This window comes from Streptomyces erythrochromogenes (genome assembly GCF_040684695.1).
Taxonomy (GTDB): domain Bacteria; phylum Actinomycetota; class Actinomycetes; order Streptomycetales; family Streptomycetaceae; genus Streptomyces; species Streptomyces erythrochromogenes_C.
The window spans coordinates 59,492-72,556 of the sequence record NZ_JBFBGM010000009.1 but is presented as its reverse complement, the minus strand read 5'-3'; the positions used below and the strand labels follow the sequence as shown (position 1 = coordinate 72,556).

The window sequence follows — 13,065 nt, the reverse complement described above, 5'->3', positions numbered from 1 at the left end:
AACGTCGCGGCCCGGTGCGCGGTGTCGTCCCGGAAGCCCGCGTGTCGGATGCCAGGATGCGCTGCTATGCAGCTAGTCGGACAAAGGGAAGATAAGACGCAACTGGGTCACCGGCGTGCGGCGGGTCCGCGCCGCCGGTTCGGGGTGGCCGTGGCCGCCCTGCTGGTAGCCGCCCTCGGCACCGCGTGCGGCTCGGGGCAGTCGGGCGCCCCGGACAAGGCCGAGAAGTCGAAGGCCGCGGGAGGCTCGGAGGCGGGCGCCCCGGGCGCGCTCAGCGCCGCCGAGAAGGCCAAGGCGCTGCAGCAGGCGCGCGTCGCCGCGGCGAAGAAGTGGGGCCTGCGCAAGGTTCCGCTCGCCGCCCCCGCGGCGCCGAAGGAGAAGCCCCACATCAGCACGCGCGACGGCTTCGAGGTGTGGAACCACGAAGAGGACGAACTGCCCCCGGTCTTCACCACCGTCCCCACCGAGGACAAGGTCGTCTTCCTGACCATCGACGACGGCTCGGAGAAGGACCCCGAGTTCCTGAAGATGATGCAGGAGCTGAAGATCCCGTACACGGCCTTCCTCAGCGACTACCTGGTGAAGGACAACTACCCGTACTTCAAGCAGATGCAGGCCGCAGGCGTCACCCTCAACAACCACACCCTCAACCACCGCTACATGCCGGGGCTGTCGTACGAGCAGCAGCGCGAGGAGATCTGCGGCCAGCAGGACACCATCCAGAAGACGTTCGGCAAGCGGCCGACCCTCTTCCGGCCGCCGTACGGCAACTACAACGACGACACCCTCAAGGCCGCGAAGTCCTGCGGCATCAAGGCGGTCCCGCTGTGGAACGCCGAGGCGTTCACCAACCGCATGGACTACCGCGAGTGGGACCGTGACCTGCACCCCGGTGACATCATCCTCACGCACTTCCGGGGCAAGGAGGACTGGAAGGGCACGATGCCTGACATGATCCGTCATGTCATGAAGACCGTCACGGACAAGGGATACGCCGTGGCTCGCCTGGAGGACTACTTGTGAGGTACGTGCGCCGGTTGGTAGCCGGAACGCTGGCGGCCGGCGCGCTCGCGCTCTCCCTGACGGGGTGCGGGGAGAGCGTGGAACCCATCGAACGACTGGGCCGCAAGACGACGCAGGAGCCGTCGCAGACGCCGTCCGCGTCGGCGCCCGTGGCCCCGCCCGCGCCGGGAGGCGCGGGCGACGAGGCGTACAAGAAGTGGGGCCTGACGGCCCCCGTCCAGTACGCGCCGAAGCCCGCCCGGAAGCCGCAGCTCCCGAAGGCGGCCCCGGGCAAGGTCCCGGTGATAGACCGAATACCCCTGCCCGCCGAGGACAAGGTCGTCTTCCTGACCTTCGACGACGGCGCGGAGAAGGACCCCGAGTTCCTCAAGATGGCCGCCGACCTCAAGCTGCCGATCAGCATGTTCCTCACGGACAGCGTGGCCTCGTCGGACTACGGACACTTCGAGAAGCTCCGCGACAACGGCTCGGCGAGCACGGTGAACAACCACACGCTGACCCACCCGAACCTGCGGACCCTCTCCTTCGAGGCGCAGAAGAAGGAGATATGCGGCCAGCAGGACAAGCTGGAGAAGCGCTTCGGCCAGCGCCCGCCGCTCTTCCGCCCGCCCTTCGGCAACTACAACGACGACACCCTCCGGGCGGCCTCGGAGTGCGGTGTCTCCTCGATCCTCCTGTGGCGGGTGTCGATGCAGATCAACAACTTCCAGTACGCCCAGGGCTCCGCCCTCCAGCCCGGTGACATCGTCCTGGCCCACTTCCGCGGCCCGTCCGAACTCAAGGGCGCGACGGAGATCCAGATGACGACCCGCATGCTCCAGCGCATCCAGGAACAGGGCTACAAGATCGGGCGGCTGGAGGACTACCTGTAGGGCCGGTACGAGCCCCCGCGCACCCGGGGCCTTCACCCCGCGGCCCCGGCCCCCGGGCCGGTGGCTGCCCACCCGCCCCCAGGGCGGGGCGGGGTCGGGGCACGGCGGAAGCCGGCGGGGCGGGGGTGCCGAGGCGCGGCGGTGGTGCGGGGCAGGGGAGTCTCGGCGAAGCGGGGCGGAAAGCGCGCGGGGTGGTGTGGGGGCGGGATGCGCTCGGGCGGGAGTCAGTGACGTTCTGGGGGTTTTTCCGTCTGTCCGATGGTTTTCCGGGTCGTGCCGGTCCCTCAAGGGCGCTCCTGCGTCGCGTCGCGTTGCGATGGCCTTCGGCCACCCTTGACCGCCCGTCCCGCCCCGGAACTGCAAGGACCGGCGGAAAACCCCAAAAGAACGAGCCGGTCTCAGGTTCAGGGACGCGGTGTCGGCGCTGCCCGGGCAGAGCCCGGAGCGCACCAAATCGCTACGCGCTCCTGTCCGGAGGCGTCCGCAGACCTCCTGGGCTGGGCATAGGCCGCCCTAGATCGCTACGCGCTTCGCCCTGACCGCGTCCGGCGGTCGTTTGGGGTTGGGAGGGGCGGATTCGAGGGGCGGGAGGGCGATCCATCGGCCCAGCCGATCTCAACCCCCGACAACGCCGGGGTGACTTCTCAACCGCCCATCCAAAGATGGGCAATTGGTGCAAATCGACGACTCTCCGAGGCTTGCACTCGCGCAGACATGGATGGGGTTCGCCTCAGCCGTCATCCGGTGCTTTTCCTCCCCCGATCCGCTCGCAGACGCCGCCCATGAGCAGGTCATCGGGCCTCTTCGGCTTATAAGCGGCCCCGGACGGGCTGCGGACGCGTGATCGAGGAGCGCGTAGCGATCGATGGCGGCCTATGCCCAGCCCATGAGGCTCGCGGACGCCGTCAGGCAGGAGCGCGTAGCGATGTGGGGCGTGCCTGGCTTTGCTCGTGCTGGACACCGCCCCGATGGTCTCTCGTCGCCCGGCTCGTTCTTTTGGGGTTTTCCGCCGGTCCTTCGTAGTTCCGGGGCGGGACGGGCGGTCAAGGGTGGCCGAAGGCCATCGCAACGCGACGCGACGCAGGAGCGCCCTTGAGGGACCGGCACGACCCGGAAAACCATCGGACAGACGGAAAAACCCCCAGAACAACTCTGACCCCCGCCCGAGAGCATCCCGCTCCCCTCACCGCCCCGCGCCTTCCGTCCCTGCCCCGCTGGCTGCCGCCCACCGACACCACCCCGCGCATCCCGCCCCCCGCCCCGGCGGCTGTCGCCCCCTCACCGCCCCGCGCCTTCCGCCCCCGTCCCGCCCCGCCGAGCCTTGCCCGTGGTCCTGCCCCGCCCTCCGCCCCGCCCCGCCTCATCAGGGCGCCCGGCCGGATCGTGGTGGCGACCAATCACGGCAACTGGCGCCCCACAAAAGCGCGTTGAGCGATGATGGCGGCCATGGCCATCGATTCAGTGGTTGTACGGCAGCACGTCGAGGATCTGGACGCGGCTGTGCCCTTCTACGAGAAGCTGACCGGAGCGACCGCCTCGCGGTTCGCCTTCGCCGGCGTCAGTCTGGCGGCCGTCGGGCCGTTCCTGCTGTTCGCCGGGCCCGACGAGGCGGTGCAGCGCGTCGCGGGCGTGGCGGCGACGCTCGTCGTCGCGGACCTCGACCTCGCGGTCGAGGAGGCCGGGGCGGCGGGAGCCGAGGTCGTGGTGCCCGTCCAGCCAACCCCGAACGGCCACCGGGCCGTCCTGCGGCACCCCCACGGGGGTGTCTTCGAGTACGTCGGCCCGTGACCCGGGGCTCAGTCCGCGGCCTCGACGTTGGCGGCCGAAGTGGTGAACTCCAGTCCGGACGCTCCGCGGATGTAGGCGAGCTCCACCCAGTGCTCGGTGGGGGCGTCCGAGACGTTCTCGTTGATCACGGCCATCAGTTCACCCTCGACGCCCGATGCGATGTCGCGGACGCGTCGATGCAGGAGCCGGTGCGGCACGTACTCGTACTGCTCACTCACCGGACATCACGGTGCTGAGGCATGCGGACCACCCCTTCAACGGCAGCCTCTCTAGAGACATTCCCACTACATCCGATCCGCCTTCCGTTCGCAATGCATCTCTAGAGAACTACGCCCGAATGGGCTCCCGGGCTGATGCGTGCGGCGGCCCATCTCTCGCCCTAGGGTGTCTAGAGAGGAAAGGGAGTGATCGTTTTCATGACCAGCCAGGGCGCTACTCGGCAGCCGAAGTACCAGCGGATCGCCGACGCGCTGAGGAAGTCCATCCAGGCCGGCGAGTACGGTCCGGGTGACCGGCTGCCCGGTGAAAACGACCTCATGGCCGCGTACGAGGTAGCCCGGATGACCGCCCGCCAGGCCCTCGGCGTCCTCCAGAACGAAGGCCTCGCCGAGGCGCGGAAGGGCGCCGGGGTCTTCGTCCGGGCGTTCAGACCCCTGCGGCGGCGCGGTCTCCAGCGGCTGGCGCAGGAACAGTGGGGTTCGGGCCGCTCGATCTGGTCGACGGACTCCGAGGACCGCGAGCTGGTCGTCGACCAGCTCGACGTACGAGAGGAAGAGGCGGACGACCGCGTCTGCGACGCGCTCGGCATCGCACCGGGAGCCCCGGTGTGGGCGCGCAGACGCCGTTTCGTGCTCGACGGCAAGCCGGTGCTCTTCGCGACCTCGTACCTGCCGTCGGACGTCGTCGCCGGTTCTCCCATCACCCAGCACGAGACGGGCCCGGGCGGGACGTACGCCCGGCTGGCCGAACTGGGCCACGGCCCCGTCCACTTCCGCGAGGAGATCCGCTCCCGGATGCCCTCCGCGGAGGAGGCCGACCGGCTCGCCCTCACGATGGGAACGCCCGTGATCCGCATCGTCCGCACCGCGTTCGCCGAGGACGGACGAGCGGTCGAGGTCAACGAGATGACCCTGGACTCCGCCTCCTACGTCCTGGAATACGACTTCGACGCCTGACCTGCGGCTCGTCGGCCGGACGGGACGATCTAGGGTGTGCCGGTGCATCCCATCCCACCGCCGCGGATATCGGCGAACGAACTTCTGCCCAGCCGTCACTGGTACGCCACAGCAGGCGCGATCGCCGTCGTGCTGATCGTTCTGGGCGCGGTCATCGGCGCATTCCGCTTCAACAGCGCCATCGACTCCGTGGACACCGACCACGCGTTCGCCAACGGCGACACCATCACCCTCCGGCTCGAACCGGGCAGCGAGAAGTCCATCTGGGTCAGGGACCAGCTGTTCGGCCCGTCAGGTCCGAAGTGCAGCATCACCGGGCCGGGCGGCCCCCGTCTCACCGATCCGGGGATCGACTTCTTCCTCACCCGTGACGAGACCTGGAACCCGCTCCACGCCATCGAGGTGGCGCAGCCGGGCGTCTATCGGATCACCTGTTCGACCGACGTGCCTTCCAGGTACGCCATCGGCGACCCCGGAGGCCTTGTCACGCTGGCCGGCTGGATCCTGCTGGCCGTCGTCCTCGCCGTCCTCGGCATCACCATCAGCGCCGTCATCGTCCTCGTGACGGCCTTCCGCCGCCGCCGCCACCGCAAGCAACTGCTGGCCGAACGCTACGGCTCCCCTGCGACCCACCCCGCGCCCGCCGCCACGACGTTGCCGACCGACGTGGTGAACTCCCGCCCGGACGAACCACGGATGTAGGCCAGCTCCATCCAGCATTCGAGGCCGGTGTCCGAGACGTTCTCGTTGATCACGGCCATCAACTCGCCTTCGGCGCCGGAAGCGATGTCGCGGACACGGCGCCCCAGGAGCAGGTGCGGAACGTACTCGTACCGCTCACTCATCACTCTCAACCTCTCCGGCGGCGTCGAAGCGCGCGAAGCCGGCCTGTGCACGGGCCAGGAGCTCGGGACTGGGCCGGCATACCGCGGCGAAGTCGAGGCTCGGACTGTCCGGGATGTCGAGGCTCCAAACGCCGCGAGGGGTGGGGCTCGTCACGGGTGCTCCCTACTGTTGGCAGCGGGTGATGAGTCAAGACTGGACGCGTAGAGGTCGCTTGCCGAGGACTTCTCGGGGACTTCTGGTGTCGCATAAAGAGACTTCTGTGCGCTCGATGCGGTGAATCACGGGCAGCAGATGCGACGTCCTGGGACAGTGGCACCATCCCGCTTTCACAAGGAGGATGAGATGCCACGTCCTACCGGCAACGCGCGTCTACGCGCGGCTCGCTTGGCCGCCGGATACCGGTCCCAGCAAGACCTCATCGACGCCCTTGCCCGCAGAGGCGTGAACGTCGGTATCAAGCAGGTGCAACGGTGGGAGTCCGAAACGCCTCCCTGGCCCTACCCTGAAGCCCGCCGCGCGCTCCAAGAGCTCCTGGGTCAGGGCATGGACCAGCTCGGCTTCGAAGGGCGTGCCGGAACCACCGCACCCGGGCATTCGCCCACGCGCCTGGCACCGCCCGCCCGAGGCGCTGTCCGGCCCCAGACCACCATGCAGCCCGCGACCGTCGCATCGGACTACCTCGCGGTCACTCGTGCCCACCGGCAGCTCTACTGGAGCGTTGCGCCCGCCACGCTCCATCCGGCCGTCGTCGCCCATGCAGGACTCGGGGAGGCCTTGCTCCCCGCGACAGCCGGACAGACACACCGGACCTTGGCCGCCGCCCTGGCGGAGAGCCATCTCCTCGCGGGGCGGATCGAGTTCTTCGACCAGCGCGCACCCGAGCGCGCGCGAGACACCTGGGTGCAGGGCCTGCAAGCAGCGGGGGAGGCCGACGACCCGCTCCTCGGCAGCGCGATCCTGGCACACATGGCGTTCGTGCCGGGATGGTCAGGGGACCAGCTCGCGGCATCGGAGAGGATGATCGCAGCCCGTACCTACGCGCGCCGGGTACCGGCGTCCGCAGAGTTCCTGGCCTGGCTGGACGCGGTCGAGGCCGAATGTGAGACCCGCTGTGGCAACACACGGACCGCGCTCAACCTGATCGCCCACGGCGAGGACGTGCTCGCCGGCGGAGGCGAGCACGCGAGCCCGGAGTGGATGGACTGGTTCTCGGCCGTGAGACTGGCCGCGTTCAAGGGCAATACCGAGCTCAAGGCGGGGCGTCTGCCCCAAGCCCGGGAAACCCTCCTCCGTGCTCTGGCCGAGCTGCCTGCCGAATCCGACAAGCAGCGCACGGTGATCCTCGGCGACCTGGGGGCGGTCGAAGCTGCCGCGGGCAAGCCGGAGGCCGCCGCCGAGTACGCCTTGCGGGCTCTCGATCTGCTCGAAGCGCACTGGTACGCGACCGGACTGGAACGCGTCCGTGATGTGAGGCGCGCGCTCGTACCGTGGCAGCACGAGCGCTGCGTCCGCGAACTCGACGACCGTCTCTACGGATGGGGTTCGGTCGTCAGCGCTCTGACGAATTGAAGTCGGCGATCCGGGTCGGCAGCTCTTCAAGAGATTCGACCCGGAACGTCGGCAGTTCCAACGCCTCAGGGCTGTCCCACTGGATCGTTGCCCACGGACCGCGGCGGATGAGCGCGGTGTGCATGCCTGCCGCGGAACCCGGGCGGAGGTCGTTGTCGACGCGGTCACCCACGTAGAGGATCTCTTCCGGGGAGAACGGGACGACCTTTGCGACGCGGACGAAGAACTCGGGATCCGGCTTGCTGGCGCCCCAGTCGTCCGACGTCCCGATGAGATCGACGTCGTCGGCGAACAGTGAGCGCAGGATTCCCCCGGCCCTTACCGTCTGGTTCCCTGCGATGCCCAGCCAGAGACCTGCCTCGCGCAGTGCCGCGAGGGCCGGCCGGACGTCAGGGTAGAGGTCGCTCTCGTCGAAGTGTTCGGGCTGACCTGCCGAAGCACGGGCCTCCCGCTCGGTCGTCAGGTCGAAGCCGGGCTTGAAGGGCTGGAACACTTCGCGGTAGTCGCGCCCTTGGGCGATGACGGCGCCGAACATCGCGGCGAAGGTGTGGCGGGGGACTCCCAGCCAGTCGGCCCATGTGCCGTACTCCCTGGTTTCGTCCACGAGGCACTCGCCAACGTCGAAAACCACAGCGCGAATCGTCATGCGGTCAGCCTAGTTACAGCGGTGCGTACCTCGTACGCCGTCCAGGGAAGCGCAGCGGCGCCCAAGCACCGGCGGAAATCCCCCCAGAACGTCACCGACTCCCGGGCTGCTCCGACATCCCGCCGCCGAAGCCACCGCCGCACCCCCCCTTCCCGCCCCGTCGGCTCCCGCCGCGCCCCAGCCGGACTTACCCCCTACACCCGTACCACCGGGGTGATCGTCGTTTCCGCCGGGCCGCGGGAGTCCGCCTCGCGTTGGCGTTCCGCGCTGTCGCTGATGCGGAGCAGGAGGGCGATCATGATCCAGTTGGCCAGGAGGGACGAGCCGCCCTTGGCCAGGAAGGGCAGGGCCTTGCCCGTCAGGGGGATCAGGCCCGTGACGCCTCCGGCGACCACGAAGACCTGGAGCGCCAGCGCCGAGGCCAGGCCCACCGCCAGCAGTTTGCCGAAGGGGTCGCGGGCGCCGAGTGCCATGCGCAGGCCGCGCTGCACGAGGAGCGCGTAGAGGATCAGTACGGCCATGACTCCGGCCAGGCCGAGTTCCTCGCCCACCGTGGTGAGGATGAAGTCGCTCCGGCCGGCGAACTTGATCAGCTCGGGGTGTCCCAGGCCGAGGCCCGTCCCGGAGATGCCGCCCGTGCCGAAGCTGAACAGCGCCTGCGCCGACTGGTCCGAGGTGACGCCCGGGGGAGGGGTCTCCCAGTAGACGGAGAGCGGGTTCAGCCAGGCCGCCACGCGCGCCTTGACGTGGGGCTCCGTCGAGCCGACCACGAAGGCGCCCGCCGACGCCATGAGCAGGCCGCACACGATCCAGCTGGTGCGCTCGGTGGCCACGTACAGCATCACCACGAAGACGCCGAAGAAGATCAGCGACGTGCCCAGGTCCCGCTCGAAGACCAGCACCAGCATCGAGAGGATCCACACCGTGATGATGGGTCCGAGCTGGCGCATCGGGGGCAGCCGCATGCCGAGGAACTTGCGGCCCGTCAGGGCGAGGGAGTCGCGGTGGATGACCAGGTATCCGGCGAAGAAGATCGCGATCATGATCTTCACGAACTCGCCGGGCTGGATCGAGAAGCCGAAGAGGATGATCCACCGTTTGGCGCCGTACGTGTCCGCGCCGAAGAACGCCGGCGCGATCAGCAGGACCAGCGCGACCGCCATCGTGATGTAGATGAACCGCTGGAGCAGCCGGTGGTCGCGCAGCAGCGCCAGGACCGCGATGCAGGCGGCGACGCCGACCACGGTCCACAGCAGCTGGCCCGGGGCGTTGGCGTCCGAGTTCCACCGCTCGATGTAGCTCTGGTCGAGCCGGTGGATCAGTACCAGCCCCAGCCCGGTCAGCAGCATGGCGAGCGGGAAGACCAGCGGGTCCGCGTAGGCCGCGAAGCGGCGCACGCCCAGGTGCCCCACCAGCGACAGCAGCGTCATGGAGATGGTGAAGTCGACGAGGTTGGGCGGGAGCGCGCCGTTCATCGCGAGGCCCGCGGCGGCGTGCCCGAAGACGGCGATGGCGATGACGAAGACGAGGAGGAGCGCCTCGGTGCGGCGGCGGGCGCCCGCCGCTGTCAGGGGCCTCAGTCCACGCACGGGATGCCGCCGTCGTCCTTGGGGGTGGACGGGGTGGACGGGGAAGGAGACGGGGTCGGTGGGGGTGACGCCTCTCGCGCCCCCGGTGCGGAGCCGGCCGAACCGGGCGCGCCGCTCTCGCTCGCCCGGGCGCTCGGCGCGCCGGGGCTTGCGGAAGCCTTGGGTCCGATCTGCTCTGCAATGAGGCGCTTTATCTTCATATCATCTACGACGTTGATGTCCTCCCCAAGGTTCCTTCCGAAGCGTTCGACGGGGAGTGTCGTGAACTGCACCCTGCCCCCCGACAGGCTCTTCGCCTGCTTTACGAACGCGAGCAGGTCCCACCCCTGGTCGGTCACCACGTCCTGCTTCGCCGCGTCCACCAGCTTGATCAGCTTCACCGGGTCGGTGAAGGTCCCGGCCGAGTTCAGCTTCTTCGTCGCACCCGCGAGGAAGGCCTGCTGCCGCTTCGTCCGGTCCAGGTCGCCGCCGTCCAGCCCGTGCCGCTGGCGCACGAAGGCGAGCGACTGCCGGCCGTCGAGCGTCTGCGGGCCCGCCGGGAAGTCGGCGCCCGAGTACCGGTCCTTGACCGCCTTGTTCAGGCACACCGGTACGCCGCCCAGCGCGTCCGCGAGGTGGTAGAAACCGGCCAGGTTCAGCTCGGCGAAGTGATCGACCGGCACCCCCAGGAAAGCGCGGACCGTCGCGATCTGGGCCGCCCGCCCCGCCTCCCGGCCCTCCCGTTCCAGCTGCCGGGAGTCCTTCACCCCCTGCGCGGCGAGCTGCTCCTCCTTCCGCGCCTTCGCCAGCCCGTACGCCTTCTTGATCTTGTCCTTGCCGTGGCCGGGTATGTCGACGAAGTCGTCGCGGGGCACCGAGAAGGCCTTCGCCCGGCTGCCGTCCCCCGGCACGTGCAGCAGGATCAGGGTGTTCGCGTTGTAGCCGCCGATGTCCGAGCTGCCGGCGTGCAGCTGGTCGAGGACCTCCTCCGGCAGTTTCTCGCCGTTCTGGTCCCGGCGGCTGTCCAGGCCGATGAGCAGGATGTTCGTGTCGCCGAACTTCGACTTCTCGGCTCCTTCGAGGGCCTTGGAACTGCCGATTCCGGCGGCCAGGTCCCGGTACAGGTACCAGGCGCCCCCGCCCGCCATCACCGCCAGCGCGCAGGCCGTGACCAGCAGCGTGCGGACCAGGCGCCGGCGGCGGGACGGGGGGCGGCGTCGGCTCGTCGTCTTCCTCCGGTGCGCGCTCATGCCAGTCGATGCTGGGGCAGGGCCGCTGAAGGAATCCTGAGGTTCCTGAAGGGGCGTTCAGGGGATCCGCAGTACCAGCCGCTGGGGCGGTTCAGGGGATCCGCAGTACCAGCCGCGCGCCCCCGGCGGGCGCCGGCAGCGCGCGTACGTCGCCCCCGTGCGCCCGCGCGATCTCCCGGGCGATGGCCAGCCCGAGCCCGGTGCCGCCGCCGGCCCGGCTGCGGTCCGCGTCCAGCCGTACGAACCGCTCGAAGACCCGGTCCCGGTCCGCGTCCGGGATGCCCGGGCCGTCGTCCGTGACCTCCAGCACCGCCCAGCCGTCCTCCTCTGCCGCCCGCACGGCCACTTCCGAGCGCGCGTGCCGCAGGGCGTTGTCCACGAGGTTGGCCAGCGCCCGCTCCAGCCGCGCCCCGTCCCCGGCCGCCGGTACGGGCGCCCGCGCGTCCAGCCGCAGCGCGACCCGGGCGCCACCCCGGCGGGCCACGTCCTCCGCGGCGAGCAGCGCCAGATCCACCGGCTCTGTCCGGGGCGGCGGCCCGCCGTCGAGGCGGGCCAGCAGCAGCAGGTCCGCCGCGATCCGCTGGAGCCGCTCGGTTTCGGCCAGCGCGGCCGCGACCGACTCGCGATCGGGGCGGTCCGCCGCCAGCGCCACCTCCAGCCGGGACCGGACGGCCGCCAGCGGATTGCGCAGCTCGTGCGAGGCGTCCGCGGTGAACTGCCGCTGCCGGGCGTCGGAGCGCTCCAGCCGATCGAGGGTGGCGTTGACGGTCCGGGCCAGGCGCGCGATCTCGTCCGCCCCGCCGGGGTCCGGGACCCGCCGGTCCAGCTCGGTGGCGGTCACCGATGCCAGCTCGGTGCGGATGGCATCCACCGGGCGCAGCGCGCGGCCGGTCACCCACCAAGCCAGGGCCGCGGCGAAGCCGATCAGCGGGGGAGCGCCCGCCAGCAGTCCGAAGGCCACGGCCCGGGTCGCGTCGTCGACGTCGCCGAGCACGGTCATCGCGTACACCGTCTGCCCGCCGGGCGCGGCGACGGCGACCACCGCGCGCCGGTGCCCGCCGGGGTGCGCGGGCGGGAGCACGGCTGCGCGGGAGTCCTCCCCGGGGCCGGGGTGCGGCGCGCCGGCCAGGTCGGGGGCGTGCCGGGGGTCGCCGCCGGTCGCGGCGACGGTCCGGCCGGCGGCGTCCCGTACGAGGACCAGGTCCACCCCGTTCTCGGGCGCGGGCAGCCGTCCGCCGGGCGGCGGGGTCCGGGCGTCGAGCTGGGCGGCGGCCCTGAGCGCGGCGAGTTCGGTGCGGCCGGTGGTGTTGTCGAGGAGGTTGGCCCGCAGCAGGGCGTGCAGCCACAGCCCGCCGGCGGCCAGCACGGCGGCCATGGCGAGGGCGGCGGCCGCGGCGGTGCCCGCGCGGATCCCGCCGGGCCTGCGCCGCCCAGGTCGTCTCTTTCGGATCTTGCCGGGCCCGCGCTGCCCGGCACCGCACCTCCCTGCGTTGTCGGGGCTCCCGAGTACGGCCAGTACACGAGGAGCTCCTCCGCCTTGCGATGCTTCCCCTCGGCCCTGCGGGCCTGGGGAGACCCCATGGCACCGGACAACGCGGGCTCGGCCGACAAGATCCAAAAGAGACGACCTAGCCACCGTCGGGGGCCATGCGGTAGCCGGTGCCGTGGACGGTGAGGATCGAACGGCGGCCGAAGGGGGCGTCGATCTTCTTGCGCAGCGAGGAGACGTACACCTCGACGATGTTCGGGTCGATGTCCTGCGGGGTGTCCCAGACCTCGTCCAGGATGTCCTGCTTGGCGACGGCGCGGCCGGGCTGCTCCATCAGGCAGGCGAGCACGCCGAGTTCGCGGGCGGTGAGCTCGATGTCGCGGTCGCCGCGGCGGCAGCGGCGGCCGCGCGGGTCCAGGACGAGGTCGCCGGCCTGCAGGGTGCCGGGGTCGCAGGCTCCGGCGCGGCGGACGAGCGCCCGGATCCGGGCGGCCAGGACCACGAAGGAGAACGGCTTGGTGAGGTAGTCGTCGGCCCCGGCGTCCAGCCCCTCGGCCTCGTCGTGCTCGCCGTCCTTGGCGGTGAGCATCAGCACGGGGGTGGTGACGCCGTGGGAGCGCATCCGGGTGCAGATGGCGTGGCCGCCGGGACCCGGGAGCATCAGGTCGAGCAGGACGACGTCGTACGGGCCGCCGGCGAGGGCGAGGTCGAGGCCGCGGTGGCCGTCGTGCGCGACGTCGACCAGATGCCCGTCCGCGGACAGGCCGCGCCGCAGGGACTCGGCGAGGTTCACTTCGTCTTCGACCACGAGGATGCGCACCGCTCAAGCGTCACATATC

At 70.6% G+C, this 13,065-nt stretch carries 12 protein-coding genes and 1 pseudogene; 6 read left to right on the top strand and 7 right to left on the bottom strand.

What is annotated here, in order from left to right; translation table 11 throughout:
- The first annotated feature begins 66 nt into the window (after positions 1-66).
- The 3 genes from AB0O53_RS16005 (at position 67) to AB0O53_RS15995 (ending at position 3,683) form a co-directional block, all read left to right on the top strand.
- Positions 67-1,023 carry a polysaccharide deacetylase family protein gene (locus AB0O53_RS16005; RefSeq protein WP_359120775.1) on the top strand — a complete coding sequence of 319 codons (957 nt, stop codon included), beginning with the start codon at positions 67-69 and terminating at the stop codon, positions 1,021-1,023.
- 5 nt (positions 1,024-1,028) lie between these two features.
- Positions 1,029-1,895 (top strand): polysaccharide deacetylase family protein, encoded by an 867-nt coding sequence (locus AB0O53_RS16000; protein ID WP_403139366.1) that lies wholly within the window; start codon positions 1,029-1,031, stop codon positions 1,893-1,895.
- Positions 1,896-3,341: 1,446 nt separating this feature from the next.
- Positions 3,342-3,683, top strand: a complete 342-nt coding sequence (locus tag AB0O53_RS15995; RefSeq protein WP_365196110.1) for a VOC family protein — start codon at positions 3,342-3,344, stop codon at positions 3,681-3,683.
- A gap of 14 nt (positions 3,684-3,697) precedes the next feature.
- On the opposite strand, the pseudogene AB0O53_RS15990 reads toward AB0O53_RS15995, so the two are convergent.
- Positions 3,698-3,901, bottom strand: a pseudogene (locus AB0O53_RS15990) (hypothetical protein); the annotation flags it as partial.
- 198 nt (positions 3,902-4,099) lie between these two features.
- On the opposite strand from AB0O53_RS15990, the gene AB0O53_RS15985 reads away from it, so the two are divergent.
- A complete protein-coding gene (locus AB0O53_RS15985) occupies positions 4,100-4,858 on the top strand; it encodes a GntR family transcriptional regulator (RefSeq protein WP_350992802.1) in 759 nt (252 codons plus the stop codon).
- Between the two features lie 42 nt (positions 4,859-4,900).
- Positions 4,901-5,560 carry a hypothetical protein gene (locus tag AB0O53_RS15980; protein ID WP_365196107.1) on the top strand — a complete coding sequence of 220 codons (660 nt, stop codon included), beginning with the start codon at positions 4,901-4,903 and terminating at the stop codon, positions 5,558-5,560.
- Here the strand turns inward: AB0O53_RS15980 and AB0O53_RS15975 are convergent.
- On the bottom strand, positions 5,470-5,703 hold the full coding sequence (locus AB0O53_RS15975) for a hypothetical protein (RefSeq protein WP_365196105.1): 234 nt from the start codon (positions 5,701-5,703) through the stop codon (positions 5,470-5,472). The two genes, AB0O53_RS15980 and AB0O53_RS15975, sit on opposite strands and share 91 nt — an antisense overlap.
- Before the next feature lie 343 nt (positions 5,704-6,046).
- On the opposite strand from AB0O53_RS15975, the gene AB0O53_RS15970 reads away from it, so the two are divergent.
- Positions 6,047-7,273: an NsdA family TPR-like regulatory protein gene (locus AB0O53_RS15970; protein ID WP_365196102.1), complete on the top strand. Its 1,227-nt coding sequence runs from the start codon at positions 6,047-6,049 to the stop codon at positions 7,271-7,273.
- Here the strand turns inward: AB0O53_RS15970 and AB0O53_RS15965 are convergent.
- From AB0O53_RS15965 to AB0O53_RS15945, 5 genes are all read right to left on the bottom strand, one after another.
- Entirely contained in the window at positions 7,254-7,919 is a 666-nt protein-coding gene (locus tag AB0O53_RS15965) for an HAD family hydrolase (protein ID WP_365196099.1), read from the bottom strand. The two genes, AB0O53_RS15970 and AB0O53_RS15965, sit on opposite strands and share 20 nt — an antisense overlap.
- Before the next feature lie 194 nt (positions 7,920-8,113).
- Positions 8,114-9,508, bottom strand: a complete 1,395-nt coding sequence (locus AB0O53_RS15960; RefSeq protein ID WP_350992791.1) for an FtsW/RodA/SpoVE family cell cycle protein — start codon at positions 9,506-9,508, stop codon at positions 8,114-8,116.
- Entirely contained in the window at positions 9,496-10,737 is a 1,242-nt protein-coding gene (locus tag AB0O53_RS15955) for an LCP family protein (RefSeq protein WP_350992790.1), read from the bottom strand. Before AB0O53_RS15955 ends, AB0O53_RS15960 begins: the two co-directional genes overlap by 13 nt.
- Positions 10,738-10,828: 91 nt before the next feature.
- Positions 10,829-12,112, bottom strand: a complete 1,284-nt coding sequence (locus AB0O53_RS15950; RefSeq protein WP_365196094.1) for a sensor histidine kinase — start codon at positions 12,110-12,112, stop codon at positions 10,829-10,831.
- A gap of 253 nt (positions 12,113-12,365) precedes the next feature.
- On the bottom strand, positions 12,366-13,046 hold the full coding sequence (locus AB0O53_RS15945) for a response regulator transcription factor (protein ID WP_350992787.1): 681 nt from the start codon (positions 13,044-13,046) through the stop codon (positions 12,366-12,368).
- Between the last annotated feature and the right edge of the window lie 19 nt (positions 13,047-13,065).